Genomic DNA, 25,726 nt, shown 5'->3' with positions numbered 1-25,726 from the left:
AAGAGCACTGAATACGCGAAGTATTCGGTGCTCTTTTACTTTACAAACGATTCAATTAACAAGACTATTTAAGAAAGGTAATTAATCTTCAATCCGTTTTTTCTTAAATTTCATCAAGAATTCGTACACGATCGGTACAATAACGAGCGTAAGCAGCGTAGAACTGATGAGTCCGCCAATAACCGTAACGCCCAGACCTTTGGAAATAATACCGGCACTGTTCTCCCATCCAAATACAAGCGGGAGAAGAGCTCCAATGGTAGCTAGAGCCGTCATGAGAATCGGACGCAGACGAGTTGAACCTGCTTCAAGCAAGGCGTCTCTTGTCGACATGCCTTCGTTTTCCTTGTGGATAACGCGGTCGATAAGTACGATCGCATTCGTAACAACGATACCGATCAGCATGAGCGCACCCATCAAGGAGGAGACGTTTAAGGTTTCGCCTGTAATAAGCAAACCGATTAATGCTCCAATCACGGTAAATGGCAAGGAGAACAGGATTGCAAATGGTGCAAGTCCGCCGCCAAACGTTACGACAAGTACGAAATACACAATAGCGATCGCAGCCAGCATAGCAAGGCCTAGCTGAGTGAAGGTTTCGTTGATCTGTTCAGTTACACCGCCAAATTCAACGTGAACCCCTTCTGGTAATTCCATAGCATCGACTGCTTTTTCAATCGTAGTTGAAGCAGAGCCGACATCGGAAGAGAGAATGTTGGCAGTTACCTGTACGACCATTTCACTGTCAATACGCATAATGGAGTCAGGAGTCGTTCCTTTTTCCACGGTAGCGACTTCTCCAATCGGAACCTCAATACCGAGAGGAGAAGTGACGGTTTCTTTTTCAATCGCTTCAATGCTTCCATATTCTTTACTATCTGTTTTAATGTAGACATTGTAGGACTTACCGTCCACCTCTACTTCGGTTAGTACAGGACGTTCTCTTTCTGGACTAAGTGCCATTGCGAGTTGTCCCGCAGTAAGCCCGAGAGAGCTGAGTTTCTCTTGATCAGCTACGAGGGTATATTGCTCATACCCTTCTGCTAGAGAAGATTCAGCATCTTCGAAGTTTGCTGTGTCTTCTTGTACCACTTTTAGAATATCATCGGCAACGGGTTTGATTTGATCAAGACTGTCACCGAAGACGCTGACTGTCAGCGTGCTGCCGCCCATAGCTCCAGCCGCCATATCCAGTGTAGCCCATTCTCCTTCAGGTACACGTTCTTGGAGTCCAGTCAGAATCGTTTCGCTTTCTTCACTTACGTTGACACCATCTTTAAAGATGACATAGAACAGACCCGAGTTGGAGGAACCCATGCTCATCGGATTACCGCCGCCAACAGAGTACTGCATACTTTCAACACCGCTAGAATCAAGAATGAATTTCTCAACGCTTTGCGTACGCTCTTCCACGGTTTCTTGTGTTGCTCCTGGTTCAGGACTGTAAGTTACAAGAGTGTAATTGGTCCCTTGCTCTGGCAAGAAGCTGGTGCCGATAAAGCGAGTAAGGAACAAGCTTCCGACCAGCAGGAGGACTGCTGCCCCTACCGTGATGAGCTTATGATTCAGTGTCCATTTCAATATGCGAGTATAACCGCCTGCCAGTCGGCTTGGCTTATGCACATGGTTCTTTTTGTTTTTCAATCCGCCTCTAAAGAGGGTGTGAGCCATGGCAGGTACAATCGTGATTGCTACAACGAGTGAAGCGAGAAGTGCAAAGACCATTGTAAGTGCGAACGGCATAAAGAGTTCGCCGACCATACCGCTAACTAGTGCCAGCGGAAGGAATACAGCAATGGTAACAATGGTTGAGGACATAATCGGTACAAACATCTCACGAGTAGCAGCACCGATCAATTCTCTGCCTTTCAGTTTCTCTCCTGGTAGAGAGAGACGTCGATAAATATTTTCAATAACAACAATAGAGTCATCGACTACCCGGCCAATCGCAACCGTCATTGCCCCGAGCGTCATTACGTTAAGCGTAATATCCATTAGATAGAGTACGGTTAAGGCAATCAATAGAGAAAGAGGGATCGAAATAACGGAAATAATCGTCGATCTCCAGTCTCGCAGGAAGAGTAGAATGATAAGTACCGCAAAGATGGCACCAAATAAAGCTTTGGATAACATCGTATGGACGGAGTCTTCAATAGGCTGTCCCTGATCAAGAAGAATATCGACATTAATATGATCGTATAGTTCTTCCAGTTCAGAGGAAGCTTCTTTTACTCCGTTTACAACGTCAACGGTGTTGGCATCATTTGCTTTTACAATGGAGAATCCGATCGATTCTGCACCGTTTGTGCGGGAGATCGACTCTGCTTTACCGATGACTTCAATAGAAGCAATATCGGAAAGTTTAACCGTAGGTATGCCTGTCATTTGTGCTGCAGCAGCGCCAGCATCTGGCATCGTTGCAGAGCCGTTTCCTTGCTCGGGACCAGATGTGTTTCCACCAGCTGCGCTGCTCGCATCAGCACTACCCGCAGCATTGCCTTCACTTGAACCGGAAGGAACGACAGGGATCTCCAGGTTCTTCAGATCATCTACGTTAATAACATTGCCGTCTACAACAACAGCCTTCTCAGAATCTTCCATCGTGAACAGACCTAGAGGAACACGTAAAGAAGAGGCTTGGACTATTTTTTGTACCGTATCTTCGGTTAATCCAAGTTCATTCATTTTGTTTTGGTCGAATGTAAGAGTGACTTCTCTAGTGTATTGACCGGATACCTGAACGGATGCCACACCATCTACATCTTCAAAGGCAGGTGCGATCTCATTCTCTGCAAGACGAGTCAAGTCTTCGAGTGATTCACCATCTTTACCAGATAAGCTTATGGAAGCTACCGGGAAAGAGTTTATACTGAACTTGGAGATGGTAGGCTTCTGAGCATCGTCGGGAAGTGGAACATCGTTTAGCACTTCACGGACCGCAGCCGTCGCATTGTCCAAATTTGTGCCATAATCAAATTCAATCATGACGGAAGAAACATTCTCCATTGATGTAGAAGTGATACTTTTAATCCCATCTACATTTCGCAGGGTTTCTTCGAGGGGCTTGGTTACATCCTCAACGACACCTTCCGGGGCTGCCCCTGGATATACCGCAGTGATGTTTAGGAACGGAATATTAATATTTGGAATCGTTTCTTGCTTCATGGTCAAACCGCTGTACAGTCCGCCAAAGGTCAAGATTATGGTCAGAATCCAGATCGCGAGCTTGTTTCTCAGTGAGAAATTAATTATCCCTTTCATCCGTAGGTTTCTTCTCCTCTCTCATTCACAAAAATATTCATCTTATATAATAGCGCTTATTTATTTGCGCCAAGATAAATACGTATCAAACAAATGCCCCAATTGTATAACTTGTTCTTCCGTATCAGGCACTGAACTTAAATTACGGAGCATACCCGACAGGATCACGCGGCGGGGTTTCATTTCAGTAAGTTCATGTTCTAATACATGGATGGACTCCAGTGCCTCGAAGCGGACGAGCTCAGACAGCTCCCCATTTTCTTCAATGCTCTGGCGCATTTCTTTCAGCAATAGTAATGGGTGTTTTTTAGAAGGGCCTTGTGGTATTCCTTCTTCAATCCAAGGGATCCATAGCTCCTGTGAAATAAACGGCTCTCGTCCTAGACGTAGTTTCGCTTCCGCTAGATCATCAAGCGTTTCCACGAGATATTCTGCCATTCGCTTAATGGATATGGGCAGTATTTTCGAGAACATAATTTTTATGTAGGAACCCATCAAACTTTGTGCTTGAAGCGCCATATCAAGAGTATAAGGATGAATCTGTGGTCCATACATATCAATCATTTTCTGATTGAATTGTTTTAAGGTGAGTTTGAACATATCTTCAGGGCAATTCTTCTGCGTCAGACCACTGTTACCTTGACTGATTGCATCTTGAAACTGGGCGAGGAAGAATTCTTTAAGTTCAAGAAAATTTTCTAGTAAAATTTCAATTTGCCTGCGAAATATCTCTTTCGGTGATAAGTGCTGTTCACTCTCCACAAGCACTATTTTGTCATAAATAGACTGAATGCAGTAATGAATCACACTCTGCTGCAATTCTTCTTTGGATTTAAAATGAAGGTATAGACTTCCTTTAGAGATGCCGCAGATTTCTGCGATTTCTTGCATGGAGGTTGCAGCAGTCCCTTTGGTAGAAAATAATCCGAGTGCAGTCACTACGATATGCTTCTTTTTATCCGTGATTGAGTTCATCATCCATGATCACCCCTCTCTAGAACTCCACGGTTCTCATTTTGACTAAGAAGTCATGGAAAATTATAGCTTAATTAAGGGGGCGATACAACTTCACGCTATATGTAAGCAGGGGGAACGATAACGGGGGCAACAGGAAGGGGATATAAAAAAAGCCGAAGTGAAAAATCAGCATATGCTTCCTTTTCACTTTGGCTTTCGAGCCTTATTATGATACGAATGATCAGCCGATAAGTTTCAGGCCGACAGCGGAACAGAGAATCATGGCAATAAATAATAAACGTTTCGCTTCTTTCGGTTCACCAAATACGAACATACCGACAAGTGTACTTCCTACGGTACCAATCCCTGTCCATACGGCGTAAGCTGTACCCATAGAAAGGGATTGCATAGCATAAGAAAGAAGAGAGAAACTGAGGAGGAAACTAAGTCCCATGAGCAGCAGATATTTTTTGCCTTTACCTGTCGTGAGTCCCTTAATTCCAATGACTCCAATAATTTCACTCATTCCTGCGAGAATGACTGCTAACCATGCCATCTAGACAGCACCTCCTTGAGGAGATGAAGTGTCTGCTTTGGAAGACTCGTCCGTAACCAGTTTGAGTCCGATGACTCCTACGAGCAGAAGCGCGATCAGCAACACCTTTGATATGCGGAAAGGTTCCCCAAACAAGAGCATTTCAGTTAAAACGGTACCTGCTGTACCGAGTCCAGTAAATACGGCATATACGGTGCCGACCGGAAGTTTTCTAGACGCTTCAATGATAAGCCAGAAGCTAGCCGCAATGGATAGTACCGTTCCAATCCATTCCAGCGGGGTGGAGGCGTGCTTAAGACCAGATACCCATAAGATCTCAATAACCCCTCCGAGCACAACAAATAACCAGTAGCGATTCATGATGTAGACTCCTTTTTCTCGAATTGATATAAAATTCCTTGCCAAAATATAGGCCAAGCTGCCTGAAGCCTTTTTTGATAACGAGCAGAGTCTCCATAGAGCAGCTCTACGGATACCCCGTCAATCAGTGTCATATAGGCAATGGCGAAATTCTTGGCTTCTTCCTGAGAAAGCTTGCCGTCCCAAGCTTCTGATGCAATAAACTTGGCGAGTGTTCTCTCTAGCCCGTCTAAGAAGGGATATACAATATCCATAACTTCTCTATACAAAGCTTGAGGAGGGAAGTAAGACATTCGCATCAGGAATCTGGCGGCATCCTGAGATTCAAATTCTTCTTGAATCCAGTCGAGTAATCCTCGCAGCCTGAGCTCCAGTGGTGATCCAAGATTTTTTTGTTCCTGAAAAAAGGTGAGAATTCTCCTGCGTTCCAGCTTAAATACGTAGCGTACGACATGAAGGAACAGATCCTCCTTGTTTTTGTAGTGCGCATAAATGGAAGGCTTCTTGATCCCAACTTCCTCGGCAATTTTACGAAGCGAAGCTCCTTCATAACCTTCACGAGCAAATTGGGTCAGAGCCACTTGTTTAATAGAGGTTGAACTCACATCCATCACCTACCTAACGATCGTTAGTCCAATGTATTTTTTCACAATAATATTTCGTTGTCAATCTTATTTTCATCTCATAACCATTGAAAATTCATGACAAAAACCCGCTTATGTAGCGGGTTTTCAACTGTCCTTATTAAGATGAGTTAGAACGTAGTGAAGCCAAGAGAGTATTGCAGTTTATATAACATATCTTTGAAAAATGGGATATCATCCTCATATTCAGCTAGATTGAGCGTAAATTCTGCATCTTCATTCGTCCACAAACGCTCAAAGTATTGATTCATTTGGGTTACCAGTTTACTGTCTTCGGGAGCCTCCATATAGAGATCATTCTCCAGATTATAATTATTCAGATTACGCGGCGTAAAATTAGTTGACCCTCCCAAAATAAGCTGAGGTCCGCTGCTTCGCGATAGATACAGAAGTTTTGTATGATACTGCTCTTTGGTGGTATTGTACCATCGAATCTCAATCTTACCCTCTGATTCGTCTGTGAGTTCCTGGGCAACGGGCCGATTTGGAATCCCTATTTTTTTCTGACCAAAGGCATTTTCGTTTGGGTCTAGAATCAGTTTTACCTCAGCTCCACGGGAAGCGGCCTCAAGCAGTGCTGATTTAATATCGCGGTCCGCCAGATAAAACATACCCATCCAGAGCGTGTCTCCTTTTTTCGCTTCATTGATGACGTTAACTGCGTATTCAGCAACTTTTCCTTCGGTCAGGTAACGAACTCTGATGGGACCTTGCTCGTCTTCACGAGAAGGAGTAAAGGCCGGGAGTTGTCCTCCACCTGAAATATCCAGTACCGCTTGTTCGGCTTTGAGCATATCCCCTATAATATTCCCACTGACTTCAAAGGCAATATTGGAATGATAAATACTAGGGTCATGCACATTAGCCGAGGCCACAATCGCGTTTTTCTCACTTGCTACCAGTTTTCGGTGATTGGCTTTTACATTCATGAGTTTAAGATAGGAACGTAGTGTAACATCGGGACCATCGCTTGCCATGAGATTGGGTAGCCATCCGTTACCGGACTGTCCAAACCACTGAAAATAGGTACGCCATACAGCTGAATACAGCGGCGTAGGATCGCGAAGTGAATCCACATCGGTCATAACAACCCGTATTCCATGTTGCTTCATACGCTCGAGTAGCTCATTTGGATGAGAATTATAATTGGTGTTTACTTCATCTGTAATGAAGACAATGTCCATTTCCGGGTTCTTTTCCTTTTTGTTCACAAGTAGGTTCGTAAATCGTTCACTCGCTTCGGGAAATTTCTGATCGGTATGCTGGTAATTGTTAAATAAAAATAGATCAATGACTAGGAACTGCTGCGCTTCGTTCACAATCCTCTCCATGCGTTTAATAATCTGCTGTTCATGTTCCATCTTTCCATCAGAGGAGGGGTAGGTAAAGTCTGTTATGAAGTCAACATCCTGTACTTGATGGACCTGACCTTCAAAAGCGACACCCTCAGGCAGAGGTTTGTTCATTTGATAGACCACAACGGCAGCAAGCCAAACGATATTAACAAGTAAAAACCAGAAAATGAATTTCTTCACCGGCCTATTTCTTTTGGTCGCTGGTCGTATAGGGGAAGAGGAAGTGGAATGATCTATTAATGGATTGTGATTAGAATGCTTGTTCATACGAAACATCCCTTCAATTCAAATAGTTGATATGTATACAGGCCTATGCAAGTAGAGGTAAGTAGGTAGCCTGAACACTATTAACACCAACTTACACCTGTTGAAGCATGGTCCTCATATCCTATATACAAGAGTAGAAGAACAGGGGTTATCGACAGTGAATTTTGGTTTGTGTATAATGAATGTACTATTTTTGTAGAATGTTTAAGGAGACTTCTCCTTAAGGCTCGGACCGGATGATAGAAGAGAGTGAGTGAATGCCTTTTGTATTCAATTAAACAGGTTACTGAAATGTTGGGTATTCCTGCGGTAACACTGCGGGCATGGGAGAACAGGTATCATGCGGTGGAACCCCTGCGAACTGACTCCGGATACCGAATCTATACGGAAGAAAATGTAGAGGATCTGCGCTGGCTCAAAGAGCAGGTCAATTCAAACCATATGAGCATTTCTCATGCGGTACGGTTGTTAAAAGCCCATAAGGAAGAACAAAGTAAATCGGATGCAATACTTGCAGAGCCCATGCCACAGAGTGGAAATGTAGATGCATTTCGGAAAATGGAAGATCAGATTTACCAGTCTCTGTTTCAATTTCAGGGAGAAAGAGCAAACGCATTGATTGATTTTGGATTTACGATGTATGGGTACGATGCGATGTTTTATCAAGTACTGGTGCCTATACTGATTCGGGTAGGAGATGCGTGGGAAAACGGACGAGCTTCGGTGGCTCAAGAACACTATATGACTCAGCTGATCTCGCAGCGGTTTTATCAGTTCTTTCACTTGTTTCCGATTTACCCGCATTTACCAAAGGTGCTGGCGATGTGTCCAGAAGGAGAACATCATCAGGTTGGGCTCATGCTGTTTAGTCTATTTTTAAGAAAGAATGGAGCAGAGGTGCTTTATCTAGGTGCAAATACACCTACCGAGGGAGTGCTTCCCATTCTCAAGGATCAAAAGATTGATCTGGTATGTATTTCGGTGACGAATGAAGTAATGGCCAAAGCAGCAGATGATGTGATAACAACGATCTTAAAACATGCTCCAGGTATGCAGTTTGCGCTCGGCGGTCAAGGGTATAATAAAATAAAAAAACCGAAGTATCCGCAGTGGATTATGACAGGAAGTGCTCATGATTGGCAAGACTGGTTTACAGAAACGTATATGGCGAAATCTCATCCAGGAGATCTATTCTTGAAAAGATAGGCTTAGCATACTTTTGAAACAGCAACGATAAATAGCATATTAGCACGCTCTTTGTTTTGAAAAGAGGGTGCTTTTTGTTTTTTTAAAGGGTATTTTTGTGAACGAAATATGAAGTTAGTGTAATAGGTTTGTATAATGTTTGTCTTACCTTTACTTTACTCGCAATGATTTGTATTATATTTGTATAACGTTAGAGATGAATATATTGGGAAGATTGTGAATATTGTCTATCATATCCGCTGATCCTAACCGTAATTATAGAAAGGTGAGTCTACAATGAACCAAAATCAGAACAAGAGACGAGCTGTTGTCATTGGAGCTGGACCTGGGGGGTTGGCGGCAGGGATGCTGCTTGCCGGCCAGGGATACAAAGTTGATATATATGAAAAACAAGCGGTGATTGGAGGACGATCTGCGAGACTTGAGCTCGGAGACTATCGTTTTGATCGCGGGGCGACCTTTTTGATGATGCCGCATCTGCTTGAAGAAATGTTCCAAAAGGTAGGCAGGTCTTTATATGATTATGTGGACATGCAGCAGCTCGATCCACTGTATTCTCTCCATTTTGGAGACACCGTATTCAGACCCTCCAGTGATGAAGAGAAAACGGTGGCAGAGATTGCACGCGTGTTTCCCGGAGATGAACAGAACTACAAAAATTTTATGCGGGATGAATCTGTTAAATACCAAAAGGTAGAGCCGCTTCTACGCAGACCTTTTGGCAAGCTATCTGATTACATAAAACAAGATGCGATTAAGGCGCTGCCTTATCTTCATCTGCAAGATACGGTATATGGCAGACTCTCTCGGTATTTTCAGGACGAACGGCTGAGATGGGGATTTACATTCCAGGCTAAATATTTAGGAATGTCGGCCTGGGATTGCCCAGGAACGTTTACGATTCTTTCCTACATAGAACATCATTTCGGATTACATCATCCAAAAGGCGGAGTGAATCGGATCTTCCAAGCTATGGCAGACGTCATTCGGGAGTATGGAGGAACCATTCATACAAGTACGGCTGTGCAACAGATTCAGGTGAAGCAAGGTAGAGCGCAGGGGATTTTACTAGAGAATGGTGAAGAAATGAAGGCAGATCATGTTGTGCTAAACGGAGACTTCGCTGCATCAATGAACAAATTGTTTGAGCCTGGGGTGCTGAAGAAATATACGCCCGAGCGAATCAAGGATATGAAGTATTCCTGCTCCGGTGCCATGCTTTATCTCGGTGTGAATAAGAAAATAGACCTTGCTCATCATTCCGTTCATTTTGCCTTTGATTATCGTAAAAATGTCGATGAGATGACGATACATAAGATTTTATCAGAAGATCCTTCAATCTATGTTCATAATCCGTCGGTGCTAGACCCGACTCTAGCACCGGAAGGCAAGTCATCCCTGTATGTGCTGATGCCTACACCGAATACGACAGCTGATATAGATTGGGATGTGCAGCGAACTGAGATCCGGCAGAGAATGATGGATCGTCTGGAACAAATTCCGGAACTTGCAGGTTTGTCTGAATGTATCGAAGAAGAGATGTTTTTCACCCCGCTTCAGTGGGAGAAAGAGCTGGATATTTATAATGGAGCACTCTTTAATCTCTCACATAAGCTTGGTCAGATGATGTATTTAAGACCGCATAACCGATTCGAGGAAGTGGAAGGTGTCTATCTTGTCGGTGGAGGAACCCATCCAGGTAGCGGTCTGCCTACCATTTTTGAATCTGCCCAAATATCTGTGGGATTAATTCAAGAGGATGACGCAAAAAAACAAACCGCACGTCCTCTCTTTAGAAAAGGGAAGGAAGCAGGGCAATGGACATGAACAAGAAACAGATTGCTATTGTAGGCTCCGGCATTGGTGGGCTGACAGCCGCTCTGCTATTAACGAAACAAGGATATCAAGTGACGATCTATGAAAAATCTCATCGTACAGGCGGCCGGCTTGCCTACGAGGAAGAAGGGATTTATCGAATTGATCAGGGTCCGACGATTGTTCTTTTGCCGGATATGCTCCTGAATATTCTGGAGGAAGCTGGCGTGGATCGTTCCAAAGTGGAACTGATTCGCTGCGATCCGATGCATCGTTTTTATTTTGAAGATGGAAGAGTACTAAATAAGTGGTCAAGCCGCGAAGAGCAAGTAGACGAGATTAACCGTGTATTTCCAGGTGAAGGCAAAGGGTTTGAGCAGTTTATGGCAGATATGGACCCGCTGTTTCCAAGAGGGGTAAGTGCTATTCTTGAAAGGCCTTTCCCGAAGCAAAGAGATTTCTATACTCGCGAGATGACGGGCCTACTTAAACAGATGAGAGCATATACGAGTCTGCGTTCTGCGATGAGCCGTTATTTCCACAGTGATCAACTGAGAGATGCCTATTCCTTGCAAAGTTTATACATCGGCGGATCACCGCTGTCGACACCAGGTATTTATACCTTGTTACCTTATGCAGAACATGAGTATGGGGTATGGATCCTCAAAGGCGGATACGCTTCGCTAGCTTCCATACTGGAAGAGGAACTAAAGAATCGAGGGGTAATCTTTCATTTCGATGAAGAGGTTACGTCGCTAGTGATAGAAGAAGGAAGCTGTAAAGGAATTGTAACTTCACAAGGAACAACTCACTATGATGCCACCCTATACAATGGGGATTTTCCGCAGATTACAGAGCTTATGGCTCCAAAAAACAAACGAAAAAGACGTGCTTACAAAGCATCCTCTGGTTGTTTGCTAGTATATTTGGGCGTAGAAAAAAGGTTTGAGGAGGCAACAACGCATCAATTTTTCCTTCCAAGTTCTTTTGTTTCTAACATGAAAGAGGTATTCCAGAAGCATAGGCTTCCTGAACATCCTTCCTTCTATGTTTTTAATCCCGTTCATGCCGACGCTTCCGCAGCGCCAGAAGGCCATAGCGTTCTCTATTTTCTAATTCCTGTACCAAATGCTGAAAGATTCTCTCATGGGGAGGAAACGGGTAAGCTGATAGAGAAAGTGCTTGAAGAGGCAGAGAAAAAAGCATTCCCAGGTCTAAGGGAAAATATCCGCTGGCAAAAAGTACGTACACCAAACGATGCCAAACGTGATGGATTGTATGGAGGAGGAAGCTTTGGCATCGCGCCGGTATTGTCTCAATCCGGAGTTTATCGTCCTCAGCCGAAACCTTATCCGAATATCCAAGGTTTGTATGCGGCAGGCGCTTCCATTCATCCAGGCGGGGGAGTTCCAATCGTGATGCAGGGCGCGAAGCTTGCAGTTAATCAACTAATAAAGGAGTTGAGAACATGAACGAAATGATATTCGAACGTTGCGAGGAAATGATCAAGAAAGGTTCGACTTCTTTTTATCATGCTTTCTATGGTTTACCGAGTCCCAGGCGTGAAGCCGTATTTGTGATATATGCATTCTGCCGAATTATCGATGACAGTGTAGATGAGCCGGAGGAGGCTCCTTATTCTATTCATGAGCTTCGAGAACAATTGCATGAGCTTGAAAAGGCCGAGGGTCACTTTATATGGCCGGCATTGCGCTGGTTATTTGATACTTTTCCTACGTTGTCTAAAGCTCCTTTTTTCAGACAAATGGATGGGCAATTGTCAGACTTAACCCTGACTCAGTACTCTACGGTAGATGAGCTTGAGCACTACTGCTATCTGGTTGCAGGGACGGTCGGTGAGATGCTGCTTCCCGTGCTTCGCGATGACAGCGGAATAAAGGTCATGGAATCAGGGATTGCACTAGGCAAAGCAATGCAGATCGTGAACATCATTCGAGATGTCGGGGAAGATCAAAGGAGAGGTCGCCGCTATCTTCCGCTAGAGATGATGAAAGCCCATGGCTATACAGAAGAAGACTATCATAACGGAATCATAGATGAACGGTTTGTGTCTTTGCTTACCGAATTAAAGAGAATGTCACTAAGATGGTTTGAAATAGGATTGTCAGATATAGGGACTTATCCTCAAGTAAGTGGCTTTGCAATTGAACTTGCATCATCGTATTATGCCTCGATCTTACAGGCAGTGGAGAGTAATGAATATGATGTATTCACAAAGCGGGCTTATGTTGATGATGAAACGAAAATGAAAATATTTTTAGAAGTAGCTTCGAGATATCCTGCTCTATTAGAAGAAGGATCGAAAGCGGCGGTATCCTAATGGTTCAGCTTATTTATTGGATTTGGTACAGCATCGGAGCGATTTTGTTATTAACGATCGGCGTACCCGATGCACTTTCGTTTTCTAATGGCCTATTTCTTATTTTCTATGCACTGTGTGCGATTGATCTTATTTTTAGTAACAACGTGAAAAACCAACTGTCCGACCAGTCAGTCAGTTGGTGGAAGAAACCAAAATTCTGGGTGATGGCAGTCGTCATCTGGACTGGGGGAATGAGTGTAGAATGGGTAGGGGTCCATACGGGTTGGCCGTTTGGATCCTATCATTATTCTTATTTATTTGGACCTCATTTGTTTGCCGTTCCATTTACGCTCGGATTTGCCTGGATTGCCGTGGTTGGAAATTCAGCTCTTCTCAGCGGGGGAGGAGCTGGCTGGAAGAGCAAAGCAATAAGAGCAATAAAAACAGGAGCATGGGCACTTATGATGGACTTGGTACTTGATCCGGTAGCTCATCACCGAGAATTTTGGAGCTGGGAAGCTGCTGGTGGATTTTATGGGGTTCCGTGGACGAATTTTATGAGCTGGTTTGTAATGGGAGGACTGTTGTCACTCTTTATTCCTCCGATCCCGAATAATCCTGTCGTTCAGCGAAAAGCAAAAGTTCTATACCAAATGTTTATATTGTTGTTTGGATTACTTGCTCTTCAAGCCGGACTCTATGGAAGTGCCTCGATTGCTGCACTCGGTATTCTGCTTGCTGAAGGGAGACATCAGTATGTTGTCCGCAAACAAGTCTCGGCTTTTTGATCAGATGTTTTTTCATTATCACCAAAAATACTTGCTCGAGCGGCGGTTTAGATATGTCGGTTTTACCGGCGATCTAGACCCTTCGCTCGTAGAGGGCAGACCTGTGTTATATATCATGAATCACAGTTCATGGTGGGATGGTCTGCTGGCTTATCAAGCTTTTCGTAAACTTACGTCCCATGATCACTATGTCATGATGGAAGAGAAACAGCTGAACAAGTTCACCTTTTTTCGCAAATTAGGCGCTTTTTCGATCAACAAAGAGTCTGCCTCTGATGTGAGGGCGTCTTTTGAATATACAACGCAGTTATTACGTGCTGGAAAACGCGTATGGATGTATCCCCAGGGAAGAATCATGCATCAAGATCTGCGTCCACTCTCTTTTCAGCGCGGGATCGGAGTTCTGCTGAGACGGTTGCCGGACGTTGCTGTAATACCGGTAACTTTAGTACACGGGATGTATGGTCAGGACAAGCCGGAAGCACTGCTGATGGCAGGTCCACCGCTGCTGGATCATTGGGGAATGATGGATAGTAGAATGATTACAAACAGGCTTGAGACGGTAATGGAAGAACAACTAGACAGTCAAAAATTAGAGGTGATGAAGGCTGTAAATAATCGCCCCGAGCGATATCAACCTCTAACGAAATCAGGACGTTCCACAAGCGAACGTTTTGATGATGTATTTGTACGGAAGCGGGGATGAATCATGAATATTTATCACACTCTGCTGCTGATCCTCTGCGGTATTCTTGCCGTTCAGCTGCTCTTCTCCATCTGGAACCGGTCAAAGCTTCCACTCCTTGGAGAACAGGGTAGTAACAAAGATTGCACTGCAGATCACACCCCAAGTCACACCGCAGATCGCACGAAAGGCACTCGCATCTCTGTTCTGATCCCTGCCCGAAATGAACAGATTCATATTAAGGATTGTGTAGAGAGTGTGCTGGCTGCGGATACAGAGGGCATACAGCTGGAGGTTATTGTTCTGAATGACCGATCTGAAGATAAAACCGGCGAGATTCTAGAACAACTAGTAAGAAAAGATCACCGTCTGCGCATTCTGCAAGGCAAGGAACTTCCCTCAGGGTGGATGGGCAAATCATACGCATGCCATGAGCTTGCTCAGCAGGCTACCGGGGAGTGGTGGCTGTATATGGATGCGGACGTGAGATTAGAAAAAGCGGCACTGACCGCGGTGCTTACCACCGCGCTAGCTCAACAAAAAGGTCTGGTTACGGGTTTCCCCCGCCAAATTACAGCAACATGGCTTGAGAAACTGGTCGTACCTATGATGAAATTTACGATCATCAGTCATCTGCCTATTGTGCTAGTGAGAGGTTCACAGAATCCCCGTTTTGTTGCGGCTACCGGTGCCTTTATGTTTATTCACCGAGATACATATAAAGCAGCGGGAGGGCATGAAGCGATCAAGGCAGATTTGCTGGATGATATGCAGCTTGCCCGTGCTGTGAAAAAAGCAGGTCATCCGGTTACTCTGGCTGATGTTCATCGCCATACTCGCACAAGGATGTACCAGAATGCAGCCGAGGTTTGGAACGGATATAAGAAAAATATGTACGAGGGCCTCGGGCGTAGTGGTTTTCTTTTAGCTGGGGTTCTTTTGATGTATGCTGCTCTCTATCTTCTCCCGCCAATCAGTTTTCTGTTTGGATTATTTACTGGCGACTTTAAAGCAATGGCTTTGGGAGCGGTGGGGACTTTACTAGGAATGCTAGTGAAAAGAGTGGCCGATCTTACAGGGAGCCATCCATTCTGGCTAAGTTTACTTCACCCAGTCAGCATTCTCTTTGTGATAGCGATTGGTATATCATCCTGGCTTGGAGCCGTTACCGGTAAAGGTTATGTGTGGAAAGGGAGGCGCTATCATTGAACAATCAAAAAGCAGTCATTATTGGAGCCGGATTCGGGGGATTGTCTTCTGCTATACGTCTTGCCACACTAGGTTGGGAAGTAACAATTATTGAGCGACAGCAACATGCGGGTGGCAAACTGCAGCGAATCCAGCTTGGCGATTACCATTTTGACCGGGGGCCGAGCACTATTACGATGCCCCATGTCTTTCGGGAAGTGTTCGAACTAGCTGGTGTACAGATGGAAGACTATGTGAAAATGTATGATCTCGAGCCAAGGACAAGAAATGTATTTGCGGACGGGACAACGGTAGACCTCTCTAGCGACCGTGCATTTATGAAAGAACAGATTGCTGCATACAGCGGGAAAGATGCACAAAACTACGATGCCTTTATGGATGAATCCAAAGCACTGTACAGGGAAGCAAATCAAAAATTCCTCGGGCAGCTAATGATTCGTCCTCAGGATAAATATAATGTATCGATGTTAAAAAGCTTACTGCGTGTCAGACCTGTGACGAAGCTGAATACACTGCTTCAGCGTTATTTCACCCATCCAAATACGCTCCAAATGTTCGGCAGATACGCTACTTATGTTGGTTCTTCGCCTTATGAAGCACCTTCGATCTTTGCCATGCTTGCTCATGTGGAAGCAGAGCTTGGGGTGTATGGCGTAGAGGGAGGCACGTATTCGCTGGTGTCTGGAATGGAGAAGCTGGCGCGAGAGAAAGGGGTTATCTTTCGCACTGGAGAAGAAGTGAAGAGAATTAGGACACACCGTAACAAGGTTACTGGAGTAGAGACCGACAGGGACGAATATACGGCAGACGTTGTGATCGCTAACGGGGATGTACTTAGTATTCATCAGCTGCTGATTCCTGAATCGGAACGCCCGTCGATGGACAATCGGAAGATTGAACAGTATGAGCCATCTTTATCAGGGTTCGTCACACTTGCTGGCATACAAAAGAAGTACGACAAACTTCTTCATCATACCGTCTTTTTTCCAGACAATTATCAAGCAGAATTCACAGATATTTTCAATAAAAAAAGAGCTCCTGAAGATCCGACACTATATCTTTGTTACTCTGGATATTCAGAGCAGGGAATGGCACCGGAGGGGGGCAGCAACCTGTTTATTCTTGCTAATGCACCTTATGTATCAAAGGAGTGGAATTGGGAGCTTGAGTCGTCTGCTTACCAGAACAAACTAATCCGCCGGCTTGCGGAGTTGGGTGTTACTGATTTGGAACGAGCCGATGTGATGAGCCACTACACTCCAGAAGATATTCAGCGTGATACCCTTGCTTACCGGGGCAGCATCTATGGGATTTCTTCCAACAATCCGAAGCAAACCTTCACAAGACCGTCCAATCGTTCCAAAGATATAGAAGGGTTATGGTTTGTTGGAGGGACAACGCACCCTGGAGGGGGAACACCTATTGTCACTCGTTCGGGAAGGCTCGTAGCGGAGGAGATTGCTCGTCAAGAGCATACTTAAGTAAACATAAGAACAGGCAGAGAAAGCTGTACTGTAAATCAAGGCGTAATACGGGTTTTTAAGGTATAATGGCTCTATCTAAAAAACGATAAGTTTGAAATGGAATGGGTAAAGGAGACGGGATATGCGGGAAGCGGGACGAGATAATAAATTACAAAAGGATCAAGATTTTCAGGGGGTTAGCGAGCATTTGTTGCCTGAAGTGCCGACCGGCGAACGGAAAATAGAACATGTCCGGCTCTGTCTTAATGAAGACGTGAATGCACAGGGGATTAAAGCCGGATTTGAATCTTATCGGTTTCGGCATGCAGCTCTGCCTGAACTTGATTTCGCTGATGTTCAGCTGAATACGATGTTTCTCGGACAAGAGCTCCGCACACCGTTTCTTATCAGTTCTATGACAGGCGGAAGTAAAGCAACAGGTAAGATTAATGAACGTCTGGCAGCAGTTGCTGAAGCAAGAGGCTGGGCTTTTGGCGTTGGTTCCGTAAGGGCAGCGGTCGAAAAAGAAGAACTGGCAGCTTCTTTCTCTATGAGAAAGTTTGCGCCCACGATTCCCATTATTGCGAACCTCGGAGCCGTTCAGCTGAACTATGGGTTTGGCAGGGAAGCATGTCAGCGGGCGGTTGATATCGCAGGTGCATCGATGCTTGTGCTTCATTTAAACGGTCTACAGGAAATTTTTCAGCCGGAAGGAAACACGAACTTCAGCGGGCTGCTGAAGAAGATAGAAAAGCTCTGCGGGGAACTCTCTGTACCTGTTGGGGTTAAAGAAGTAGGCTGGGGAATTGATGGAGAGACAGCAGCCAAACTTTATGATGCGGGAGTTTCTTTTGTTGACGTTGCAGGGGCCGGCGGGACAAGCTGGGTTCAAGTAGAGAAGTTTAGAAATGAAGACAAGATGAAAAAAGCGGCGGCAGAAGCGTTTGTAGATTGGGGCATTTCTACAGCCGAATGTATAACAGAGGTGCGGCAGATGAATCCGGGCAAAGCGGTGATTGGTAGCGGTGGGCTGACTTCCGGTGTAGATGCTGCCAAAGCGATTGCACTGGGTGCTGATCTGGCTGGTTTCGGAAGATCCCTCCTTGGAGCAGCGGTCCAATCGGAAGAAGCTCTTCATCATCGACTTCACCAAGTAGAATTTGAACTGCGAACAGCGATGTTCGGGGTAGGCGCCCCACGTCCTATTGAATTGCAAGGTACGAAACGGCTGATCAGAACGATCAAGTAAGGACGGTGTCACCATGCAGCTTGAATTGATATCTATGGATAAAGAACAATATGAAGACTTTATGGCGTTTACACTTGTGACCTATGTGAAAGAGAAGATAAAGGCAGGCACCTGGATCCCAGAACATGCAGAAAGTCGAGCGCTAGAGGATATGAGCAGGATTCTTCCGAAAGGGTACTCCACGGAAAACGCTTATTTTTACCGGGTTATTGATATGGCGCTCCCCACTCCTGCTGTCATCGGATTTATTTGGTTTAATCTATATAGAAGAAATAATTTGAATGAATTATTCCTATACGACATTACCATTCTGGATGAATACCAAGACCAGGGATATGGTACAGAGACAATGTTCCTGCTGGAAGAAGAGGCTAGAAAACTTGAGGTAAATTTAATTGGGTTGCATGTTTTTGGACACAATGAACGGGCTTTGCATTTGTATCAGAAAATGGGATATGATGCTAGAAGTATTACGCTTTATAAAGAGTTGTCATGATTTCTTATTGATCAATAGGGGGAAAAGGTACATAACAAATTCATCGTAGTGGATTTGTAGCTTAAGAAAAGTAGCAAGAGGGGAAAGCTGCCATAGGTAATATCCTTGAAGCCCTTCTTGTTCTCATATATAATTAGAAAGATTGTTTGATGGAAATCGTAAAATACACCAAATACATTTGAGGAGTGTTTATATAAATGGCTTTGAAAGCAGGGATCGTAGGGTTACCGAACGTAGGAAAATCAACCCTTTTTAATGCAATAACACAAGCAGGCGCAGAAAGTGCCAACTACCCATTCTGTACGATTGATCCGAACGTGGGGATCGTTGAAGTTCCGGATGAGCGTCTTGATAAATTGACAGAACTCGTTGTACCGAAAAAAACAGTACCGACTGCTTTTGAATTTGTAGATATCGCAGGACTCGTGCGTGGTGCAAGTAAAGGGGAAGGGCTAGGTAACAAATTCCTTGCTCATATTCGTGAAGTGGATGCCATTGTACATGTGGTTCGTTGTTTTGAAGATGAGAACGTTACCCATGTGGATGGCAAAGTGGATCCAATCTCCGACATCCAGACGATTAACCTGGAACTGATTCTTGCCGACATTGAAACGGTTGAGAAACGTATCGATCGTGCGCGTAAGAATATGAAGGGCGGCAACAAGCAAACTGCTCAAGAAGTTGAAGTTCTTGAAAAAGTGAAAGCCGTACTTTATGATGACAAGCCAGCTCGCAGTTTAGAACTGACAGATGATGAGCAGTTGATTGTTCGTGATCTTCACTTGCTAACGATGAAGCCAGTTCTTTATGCAGCAAACGTAAGCGAAGAAGAAGTTTCTTCTGCAGACAGCAATCCTTATGTACTCAAAGTGAAAGAATTTGCAGCCGATGAGAATGCAGAAGTAGTTCCAATCAGTGCAAAGGTAGAGTCTGAGATTGCTGAGCTTGAAGGCGAAGATAAAGCAATGTTCCTTGAAGAGCTCGGACTTGCAGAGTCTGGTCTAAACCGTCTGATTAAAGCAGCTTACCGTTTACTTGGTCTGTACACTTATTTCACAGCAGGTGTTCAAGAAGTTCGTGCTTGGACCATTCGTAAAGGAACAAAAGCACCGGGTGCTGCGGGCGTGATCCATACGGACTTTGAACGTGGATTTATTCGTGCAGAAGTTGTGTCGTACGATGACCTTGTGGCTGCAGGTTCAATGAATGGTGCCAAAGAACGCGGCCAACTTCGACTTGAAGGTAAAGAATACTTAGTGCAAGACGGCGACGTAATGCACTTCCGTTTTAATGTATAAAATAGCTTTTGGCAAGAAAGCCCCAGACTCCTTCCTATGGGATGAGCCTGGGGCTTTCTTTATGAATGGGACATTGAATGCTCTGTATGATTCTGGGCGCCAGTCCGTATCTTCTCAAGGGCTTTGCCGTATGATATAATAAAGAGTCGCCAGAGTACGCGGCAACAGGTGTTTATTTTATACTAAAAGGATGGATGACATTGTAGCGATACAAATCATCAATAACACGGCACAATCAATATTAATATTAACAGTTGGAAGCTTTTATCATATATAGACAAACATTGAATATGGAGAGGTGATTTTACTTATGCTAGATCGTTTACAAGCATTGGTTGATCGATATGAGAAACTGAGCGAACTTTTGTGTGACCCGGATGTAGTTAGTGATAATAAGAAGCTGAGAGACTACTCTAAAGAGCAGTCCGATCTGCAGCCTGCTTATGAAGCTTACATGGAATACAAGACAGTAATGGAAGAGCTGGAAGCGGCTAAGCAGATGCAAGCGGAGAAACTGGACGATGAGATGCGTGAAATGGTCAAAATGGAAATTGATGAACTGAGCACGCGTCAGAAAGAACTCGAAGATAAGATTCATATTCTTCTGCTGCCAAAAGACCCGAATGATGATAAGAACGTAATTGTCGAGATTCGCGGCGCTGCTGGCGGAGATGAAGCTGCTCTGTTTGCAGCTGATTTGTACCGGATGTATACACGTTATGCGGAATCTCAGGGCTGGAAAGTGGAACTGATGGACGTAAATGAGAATGACCTCGGCGGATTCAAAGAGGTAATCTTCATGATTAACGGACGCGGTGCATATAGCAAAATGAAATATGAGAGTGGTGCCCATCGTGTTCAGCGTATTCCTGCAACAGAATCCGGCGGACGGATTCATACCTCTACTTCTACAGTAGCAGTAATGCCGGAAGCAGAAGACTTGGACATCGTCATTCATGATAAAGATATTCGTGTAGATACGTTCTGCTCCAGCGGTGCTGGTGGACAGTCGGTTAATACGACCAAATCAGCGGTTCGTGTAACTCACGTTCCTACGGGAATCGTAGCAACTTGTCAGGACGGAAAATCCCAGAACTCGAATAAGGAAAAGGCATTGCAAGTTCTTCGTACACGTATTTTTGATATGATGCGTCAAGAAGAAGAAGCAAAAATTTCTGGCGAACGGAAGAGTAAAGTGGGGACAGGAGACCGCAGTGAGCGGATTCGTACGTATAATTTCCCGCAAAGCCGTGTAACAGATCACCGCATCGGTTTAACCGTGCATAAACTCGATCAGGTGATGAACGGTGATATTGAAGACATTCTGTCTGCTCTCACTGTTGCACAACAAGCAGAGCTAATGGAAAAAGGGGAATAATGCTTGATGCGGCAAGAATTTAACTTACCGCAGGGAAGCAGCAATCGGGAAGCCTTTGTGAAGGCTTCCTCTTTTTTAGAGGATTGCGGTGTGCTGGAGCCGCAAAACAATGCACGGCTTCTGCTGATGCATGTGCTTGGCCTCGAAGGAGCTGCTTATTATATGGCACAGCCGGAACCATTTCCGGCGCAGCGGATCACAGCTTTCACGGATGCTGTGAATCGGAAAGGCCGCGGAGAACCGGCCCAATATATTATTGGACAGCAGGAGTTTTACGGACTGCAGTTTGAAGTAACCCCAGCTGTGCTCATTCCAAGACCCGAGACCGAGCTATTGGTCGAGGCGATTATGAAGCACGGCGATGCGCTGTGGCCAAGCGGAACACCGCGGGTCATTGATATTGGTACAGGCAGCGGCGCTATTGCGGTGACGCTGAAAACCGCGCGCCCGCGCTGGGACGTCGCAGCCAGCGACATCAGCGCAGATGCGCTGGAAGTTGCCGCGAAGAACGCAGCGGCAAACGGCGCAGCTGTGTCATTTCGCGAGGGCGACTTGCTTGTGCCCTTCGCGGGAGAGAGGTTCGACATCTTGGTGTCGAACCCGCCTTACATCCCGGCGGGAGATATCGCGGGACTACAGCGCGAAGTGCGCGAGCATGAGCCGCGCACAGCCCTTGACGGAGGGCCGGACGGGCTGGCTCCGTACCGGATTATGATGACGCAGCTAGACTTGCTTGCTGCGCCTCCTGCCTTGGTAGGATTTGAGCTTGGAGAGGGGCAGGCGCAAGATGTGGCAGAGCTGTTAAGGCAGGCCGGTCACTGGGATCAAATCGAGATCGTGTCTGATCTAGCCGGCATTGAAAGACATGTCATTGGAATTCATACAAAAGTGACGAAATTGTAAGCTGCAGAACATTTTCTTTTTACGATTTCATCCTTTACAATAGAGGATAGTGTCGTTTCATGTCGGTATAGATCGTAGGAAACATAGGGGTTATAAACCTCCCTTTCGTGTCACAAAGCTAATTATTATGTAAGGCTGGTTAGATTAATGCCCAGTCTCGCCTTTAGGGGGACGGTTCATGCTGCAAAAGTTTAAAAAGATGGATGTGCCTATACTGATGATCATCTTTATGCTGATGATTATCAGTATAGTATGTCTGTATAGCGCTACCCATGGTAATCCAAAGCTCGAAGGGCATCACATGCGAATGCTTGCCTTTTATGTACTTGGATTTGGCGCCGTGTTCGCCATAACACTGGTGGACTACAAATTGCTTGTGAAATATGCGCTTTATATTTATTTCTTTGGGTTGCTTATTCTATTAGCGGCTAATTTCTTTGGAGGAGATATTAATAATGCATCGGGTTGGATTAAAATCGGTCCGATCTCCGTCCAACCTGCCGAGTTATTTAAGCTAATCCTGGTTATTTTCCTCGCTTCCGTGCTGATCAAAAAAGGGAAAGCGAAGCTAGAGTTCTGGAGAGATGTAGTTCCGATCGGACTCATGACCTTTGTTCCATTTGCCTTCGTTATGCTTCAGAATGACCTTGGTAATGCAATGGCTTATGTCGTGATTTTAATTGGACTGCTCTGGATCGGAAATATTAAAGCATCCCACGCTTTAATCGGATTTGTCGTTATTGCCGTACTCGTGGGCGGCGGGATTAAACTTTATACGGTATATCATGATAATATCTATGATTATTTGGATAAGCTCGGACGTACTCACTGGGTAGAACGACTTGATCCATGGCTCGTGCCCGAAAAGGCAACAGCCAAAGCTTCCTGGCATACAGATAATGCGAAACTTGCGATTGGTTCAGGCGGGATTACAGGCAAAGGATTTATGCAGGGAACTTCCGTTCAATCCGGTCGTGTTCCATACACCTACTCTGACTCCATTTTTGTACTGATTGCAGAAGAGTTTGGGTTTGTAGGTTCTTCGGTCGTGTTACTGTTATATTTTATATTAATCCATAGGATGATCCTGATTGCACTGGAATCAAAGGAGCGATCAGGGCCATATATCATTGTCGGGGTTGTCGCGATGTATTTGTACCAGGTATTTGAGAATATAGGTGCATTTATTGGAATTATGCCGCTGACCGGGATTACACTGCCGTTTATCAGTTACGGGGGAACGTCATTGCTCATTAATATGGCGAGTATCGGACTCATTATGAGTATCAAAGTACATGGACAAGAAGTCGATGATGATATTCTTGCTCCAGGGGCAAACGGTCAGAATAAGAAACGCATGTTTGGTCGTAAACAAGCCAAGGCGTAGATTTTAATCTTTAATTAGAAAATTCAATAATTAAAACCAATGTTACATCGATAAAATGAAGCATCATCACGGGTACCCTCTTTTTGAAGAAGGATCGTGAGGATGCTTCTTTTTGTACAGGGTAAGCTCACTCTATGAAACTATGAGTTCTTTTTAATAAAAATAAGTTTGATAGGTTTAACTCTACCAACTCGCGGACATACTGATAGACATGAAGAGTTCGAGGGGGAGAAAAACATGCGGAAGAGTATAAAACAGTTTTTCATGATTGTGGTGTGTATGATGATTGTTATGATGAGCTGGGAAGGTCAGAAATCGGATGCAGCCATACATCAAGCTGTCATTCCGCATGATTCGATCCGATTACGTATTCTGGCAAATTCGGATATGCCTCACGACCAATTGGTCAAAAGAGAGATCCGGGATGCCGTTGTTGAGCAGATGAATGAGTGGGTGCCGGCACTCGCTGACCCACATAATTTAGAAGAAGCTAGGACCATGGTTCGCGGACATTTGCCAGAGCTGAACGAACTGGTAGGACAAGAACTCAAAAACCGCGGGCTGACTTATGAATATAATGTAGAGCTTGCGACGGTGCCTTTTCCAACAAAAATGTATGGCAAACTGATCTATCCTGCAGGAGATTATGAAGCAGTTCGAGTTACCCTTGGAAAAGGGGAAGGACAGAACTGGTGGTGCGTGTTATTTCCTCCTCTATGTTTCGTTGGTGGTAACAATGGAGATGTAGCGGAGAAGAATGTGACCGCGAGTAATGAACAAACAGGGCAGGGATTAGAAAATGAGGGCGCTGCTGAGCCTGAAGTCCGATTTTTCCTATGGGATATGTTGGTAAAAGCTTGGGATTTTGTAGGGAGTATAGTGGCATAATTGAAGGATATCCTCTCAGCCCGAAGAGCGCATGAATTGTGATATAATGTACGATAATTAATATATGAGACTGGATGATAACAACATGTGTAATGAGAAGAATTCGATAGAGAATATAGCGGACGTTAATACGGATATTAGATCAGATATGATGACTCACATCTGGGATGTAACAGGGGATATGAATAAAGAGGAGACAATGGAACACTTGAAGGAAGCAGCAGCCTTGCTTCAAGACGGTTCCATTGTTGCGTTTCCTACAGAAACCGTATATGGACTGGGTGCAGATGCGAGAAATACGGCAGCTGTAGAGTCTGTATTTGCTGCAAAAGGCAGACCTTCTGATAATCCGCTTATTGTTCATGTCGCGAATAGAGCACAGCTGGACGGATTTACGGAACCGGTTAATGAATTGTCCAGCAGGTTAATGGATACATTTTGGCCAGGACCGCTCACTTTAATCCTTCCGCTAAAACAAAAGAGCTTGTCAGAGAAAGTTTCAGCAGGGCTCGGTACGGTTGGGGTGCGTATGCCGGATCATCCGGTTGCACTTGAACTGATTGCCGCTGCTGATTGCCCGATTGCCGCACCAAGCGCAAATCGTTCGGGACGTCCAAGTCCGACGACAGCTTCTCATGTGCGAGAAGATCTTATGGGCCGTATTGCCGGAATTGTAGATGGCGGACCTACAGGAGTAGGGGTGGAATCTACCGTGGTAGAGGCTCATGATGATGGGACCGTGACGATTCTTAGACCTGGCGGCATTACAGCCGAGCAGCTTGCTGAGGTAGCTGCCGAGGTACGCCTCGATCCTGGCCTCACTGTAGATCCAGTCAAGACAGATGCTTCCTCTCCTGCTCCTCGCTCGCCAGGGATGAAGTACACGCACTACGCTCCTAAGGGAGAGCTTCGTGTAGTGCAAGGCGCACCCGATGCGGTAGCCGCATATGTGAATGGTGCGCTCTCAGCAGCGGCTGCGCGCGGAGAACGTACTGCGGTGCTTGCCTTCAGCGAGCACCTGCATCTGTACCGCGCGGACGCTGTCTATTCTCTCGGCAGCCTAGAGCGCCTTGCCGAAGCAGCTCACCGTCTATACGCTGCTTTGCGCAGCTGTGACGAGATAGGCGCCTCGGTAATTTACGCCGAGGCGTGTCCCCGGGATGGCCTGGGAGATGCGATCATGAATCGCTTACTGAAAGCAGCCGGCCATCAGATCATTCATGTAGCTGAATAGACTT

Annotated in this window: 22 protein-coding genes; 16 read left to right on the top strand and 6 right to left on the bottom strand. The window is 45.1% G+C overall.

Translation table 11 applies throughout. The features are described from left to right. Positions 1-81 precede the first annotated feature (81 nt). The 6 genes from H9647_RS13170 to H9647_RS13145 all read right to left on the bottom strand — a co-directional run bounded on the left by H9647_RS13170 (position 82) and on the right by H9647_RS13145 (position 7,400). On the bottom strand, positions 82-3,261 hold the full coding sequence (locus tag H9647_RS13170) for an efflux RND transporter permease subunit (protein WP_191800613.1): 3,180 nt from the start codon (positions 3,259-3,261) through the stop codon (positions 82-84). A gap of 60 nt (positions 3,262-3,321) precedes the next feature. After that, complete coding sequence (locus tag H9647_RS13165) at positions 3,322-4,239, bottom strand: TetR/AcrR family transcriptional regulator (RefSeq protein ID WP_191800611.1); 918 nt, start codon at positions 4,237-4,239, stop codon at positions 3,322-3,324. Positions 4,240-4,459: 220 nt separating this feature from the next. Further along, complete coding sequence (locus H9647_RS13160) at positions 4,460-4,774, bottom strand: DMT family transporter (protein ID WP_191800609.1); 315 nt, start codon at positions 4,772-4,774, stop codon at positions 4,460-4,462. Continuing rightward, positions 4,775-5,134 (bottom strand): DMT family transporter, encoded by a 360-nt coding sequence (locus tag H9647_RS13155; RefSeq protein WP_191800607.1) that lies wholly within the window; start codon positions 5,132-5,134, stop codon positions 4,775-4,777. Further along, complete coding sequence (locus H9647_RS13150) at positions 5,131-5,745, bottom strand: TetR/AcrR family transcriptional regulator (RefSeq protein ID WP_191800606.1); 615 nt, start codon at positions 5,743-5,745, stop codon at positions 5,131-5,133. The genes H9647_RS13155 and H9647_RS13150 overlap by 4 nt, the downstream gene beginning before the upstream one ends. Before the next feature lie 143 nt (positions 5,746-5,888). Further along, positions 5,889-7,400, bottom strand: a complete 1,512-nt coding sequence (locus tag H9647_RS13145) for a phospholipase D family protein (protein ID WP_191800603.1) — start codon at positions 7,398-7,400, stop codon at positions 5,889-5,891. A gap of 264 nt (positions 7,401-7,664) precedes the next feature. On the opposite strand from H9647_RS13145, the gene H9647_RS13140 reads away from it, so the two are divergent. The 16 genes from H9647_RS13140 (at position 7,665) to H9647_RS13065 (ending at position 25,722) form a co-directional block, all read left to right on the top strand. Further along, positions 7,665-8,606, top strand: a complete 942-nt coding sequence (locus H9647_RS13140; RefSeq protein ID WP_191800601.1) for a MerR family transcriptional regulator — start codon at positions 7,665-7,667, stop codon at positions 8,604-8,606. A gap of 276 nt (positions 8,607-8,882) precedes the next feature. Next, entirely contained in the window at positions 8,883-10,433 is a 1,551-nt protein-coding gene (locus tag H9647_RS13135) for a phytoene desaturase family protein (protein WP_191800599.1), read from the top strand. Further along, positions 10,424-11,893: a phytoene desaturase family protein gene (locus H9647_RS13130; protein WP_225229272.1), complete on the top strand. Its 1,470-nt coding sequence runs from the start codon at positions 10,424-10,426 to the stop codon at positions 11,891-11,893. The genes H9647_RS13135 and H9647_RS13130 overlap by 10 nt, the downstream gene beginning before the upstream one ends. Further along, positions 11,890-12,762 carry a phytoene/squalene synthase family protein gene (locus H9647_RS13125; protein ID WP_191800597.1) on the top strand — a complete coding sequence of 291 codons (873 nt, stop codon included), beginning with the start codon at positions 11,890-11,892 and terminating at the stop codon, positions 12,760-12,762. The genes H9647_RS13130 and H9647_RS13125 overlap by 4 nt, the downstream gene beginning before the upstream one ends. Next, complete coding sequence (locus H9647_RS13120) at positions 12,762-13,532, top strand: carotenoid biosynthesis protein (protein WP_191800595.1); 771 nt, start codon at positions 12,762-12,764, stop codon at positions 13,530-13,532. Before H9647_RS13125 ends, H9647_RS13120 begins: the two co-directional genes overlap by 1 nt. Further along, positions 13,501-14,238, top strand: a complete 738-nt coding sequence (locus H9647_RS13115; RefSeq protein ID WP_191800593.1) for a lysophospholipid acyltransferase family protein — start codon at positions 13,501-13,503, stop codon at positions 14,236-14,238. The genes H9647_RS13120 and H9647_RS13115 overlap by 32 nt, the downstream gene beginning before the upstream one ends. Before the next feature lie 3 nt (positions 14,239-14,241). Next, positions 14,242-15,426: a glycosyltransferase gene (locus H9647_RS13110; RefSeq protein WP_191800591.1), complete on the top strand. Its 1,185-nt coding sequence runs from the start codon at positions 14,242-14,244 to the stop codon at positions 15,424-15,426. Next, positions 15,423-16,907 carry a phytoene desaturase family protein gene (locus H9647_RS13105; protein ID WP_225229271.1) on the top strand — a complete coding sequence of 495 codons (1,485 nt, stop codon included), beginning with the start codon at positions 15,423-15,425 and terminating at the stop codon, positions 16,905-16,907. Before H9647_RS13110 ends, H9647_RS13105 begins: the two co-directional genes overlap by 4 nt. A gap of 124 nt (positions 16,908-17,031) precedes the next feature. Further along, on the top strand, positions 17,032-18,138 hold the full coding sequence (gene fni, locus H9647_RS13100) for a type 2 isopentenyl-diphosphate Delta-isomerase (RefSeq protein WP_191800587.1): 1,107 nt from the start codon (positions 17,032-17,034) through the stop codon (positions 18,136-18,138). Positions 18,139-18,151: 13 nt separating this feature from the next. Further along, complete coding sequence (locus H9647_RS13095) at positions 18,152-18,634, top strand: GNAT family N-acetyltransferase (RefSeq protein WP_191800585.1); 483 nt, start codon at positions 18,152-18,154, stop codon at positions 18,632-18,634. 197 nt (positions 18,635-18,831) lie between these two features. Then, positions 18,832-19,932: a redox-regulated ATPase YchF gene (gene ychF, locus H9647_RS13090; protein ID WP_191800583.1), complete on the top strand. Its 1,101-nt coding sequence runs from the start codon at positions 18,832-18,834 to the stop codon at positions 19,930-19,932. A gap of 310 nt (positions 19,933-20,242) precedes the next feature. Continuing rightward, on the top strand, positions 20,243-21,310 hold the full coding sequence (gene prfA, locus H9647_RS13085) for a peptide chain release factor 1 (protein ID WP_191800581.1): 1,068 nt from the start codon (positions 20,243-20,245) through the stop codon (positions 21,308-21,310). Positions 21,311-21,316: 6 nt separating this feature from the next. Next, positions 21,317-22,213 (top strand): peptide chain release factor N(5)-glutamine methyltransferase, encoded by an 897-nt coding sequence (gene prmC / locus H9647_RS13080; RefSeq protein ID WP_191800827.1) that lies wholly within the window; start codon positions 21,317-21,319, stop codon positions 22,211-22,213. A 178-nt stretch (positions 22,214-22,391) separates the two neighbouring features. Then, complete coding sequence (locus H9647_RS13075) at positions 22,392-23,600, top strand: FtsW/RodA/SpoVE family cell cycle protein (RefSeq protein WP_191800579.1); 1,209 nt, start codon at positions 22,392-22,394, stop codon at positions 23,598-23,600. A gap of 237 nt (positions 23,601-23,837) precedes the next feature. Further along, the gene (spoIIR, locus tag H9647_RS13070) at positions 23,838-24,488 is read left to right on the top strand and encodes a stage II sporulation protein R (protein WP_191800577.1); all 651 of its coding nucleotides are present in this window, start codon (positions 23,838-23,840) and stop codon (positions 24,486-24,488) included. A gap of 64 nt (positions 24,489-24,552) precedes the next feature. After that, positions 24,553-25,722 carry an L-threonylcarbamoyladenylate synthase gene (locus H9647_RS13065; protein ID WP_404822626.1) on the top strand — a complete coding sequence of 390 codons (1,170 nt, stop codon included), beginning with the start codon at positions 24,553-24,555 and terminating at the stop codon, positions 25,720-25,722. Positions 25,723-25,726: the final 4 nt, after the last annotated feature.

The sequence above is a fragment of the Paenibacillus gallinarum genome, assembly GCF_014836635.1.
GTDB lineage: Bacteria > Bacillota > Bacilli > Paenibacillales > Paenibacillaceae > Paenibacillus > Paenibacillus gallinarum.
This window is presented reverse-complemented; position numbering and strand designations above follow the sequence as displayed.

What these genes read in the sequence shown, in the direction of transcription:
- H9647_RS13155 (WP_191800607.1), bottom strand. Translation starts at nt 5,134, where the DNA reads ATGAATCGCTACTGGTTATTTGTTGTGCTCGGAGGGGTTATTGAGATC.
- H9647_RS13125 (WP_191800597.1), top strand. Translation starts at nt 11,890, where the DNA reads ATGAACGAAATGATATTCGAACGTTGCGAGGAAATGATCAAGAAAGGT.
- H9647_RS13170 (WP_191800613.1), bottom strand. Translation starts at nt 3,261, where the DNA reads ATGAAAGGGATAATTAATTTCTCACTGAGAAACAAGCTCGCGATCTGG.
- spoIIR (WP_191800577.1), top strand. Translation starts at nt 23,838, where the DNA reads ATGCGGAAGAGTATAAAACAGTTTTTCATGATTGTGGTGTGTATGATG.
- fni (WP_191800587.1), top strand. Translation starts at nt 17,032, where the DNA reads ATGCGGGAAGCGGGACGAGATAATAAATTACAAAAGGATCAAGATTTT.
- H9647_RS13115 (WP_191800593.1), top strand. Translation starts at nt 13,501, where the DNA reads ATGTTGTCCGCAAACAAGTCTCGGCTTTTTGATCAGATGTTTTTTCAT.
- ychF (WP_191800583.1), top strand. Translation starts at nt 18,832, where the DNA reads ATGGCTTTGAAAGCAGGGATCGTAGGGTTACCGAACGTAGGAAAATCA.
- H9647_RS13110 (WP_191800591.1), top strand. Translation starts at nt 14,242, where the DNA reads ATGAATATTTATCACACTCTGCTGCTGATCCTCTGCGGTATTCTTGCC.
- prfA (WP_191800581.1), top strand. Translation starts at nt 20,243, where the DNA reads ATGCTAGATCGTTTACAAGCATTGGTTGATCGATATGAGAAACTGAGC.
- H9647_RS13075 (WP_191800579.1), top strand. Translation starts at nt 22,392, where the DNA reads ATGCTGCAAAAGTTTAAAAAGATGGATGTGCCTATACTGATGATCATC.
- H9647_RS13095 (WP_191800585.1), top strand. Translation starts at nt 18,152, where the DNA reads ATGCAGCTTGAATTGATATCTATGGATAAAGAACAATATGAAGACTTT.
- H9647_RS13130 (WP_225229272.1), top strand. Translation starts at nt 10,424, where the DNA reads ATGGACATGAACAAGAAACAGATTGCTATTGTAGGCTCCGGCATTGGT.
- prmC (WP_191800827.1), top strand. Translation starts at nt 21,317, where the DNA reads ATGCGGCAAGAATTTAACTTACCGCAGGGAAGCAGCAATCGGGAAGCC.
- H9647_RS13120 (WP_191800595.1), top strand. Translation starts at nt 12,762, where the DNA reads ATGGTTCAGCTTATTTATTGGATTTGGTACAGCATCGGAGCGATTTTG.
- H9647_RS13065 (WP_404822626.1), top strand. Translation starts at nt 24,553, where the DNA reads ATGAGACTGGATGATAACAACATGTGTAATGAGAAGAATTCGATAGAG.
- H9647_RS13150 (WP_191800606.1), bottom strand. Translation starts at nt 5,745, where the DNA reads ATGGATGTGAGTTCAACCTCTATTAAACAAGTGGCTCTGACCCAATTT.
- H9647_RS13165 (WP_191800611.1), bottom strand. Translation starts at nt 4,239, where the DNA reads ATGATGAACTCAATCACGGATAAAAAGAAGCATATCGTAGTGACTGCA.
- H9647_RS13135 (WP_191800599.1), top strand. Translation starts at nt 8,883, where the DNA reads ATGAACCAAAATCAGAACAAGAGACGAGCTGTTGTCATTGGAGCTGGA.
- H9647_RS13145 (WP_191800603.1), bottom strand. Translation starts at nt 7,400, where the DNA reads ATGAACAAGCATTCTAATCACAATCCATTAATAGATCATTCCACTTCC.
- H9647_RS13160 (WP_191800609.1), bottom strand. Translation starts at nt 4,774, where the DNA reads ATGGCATGGTTAGCAGTCATTCTCGCAGGAATGAGTGAAATTATTGGA.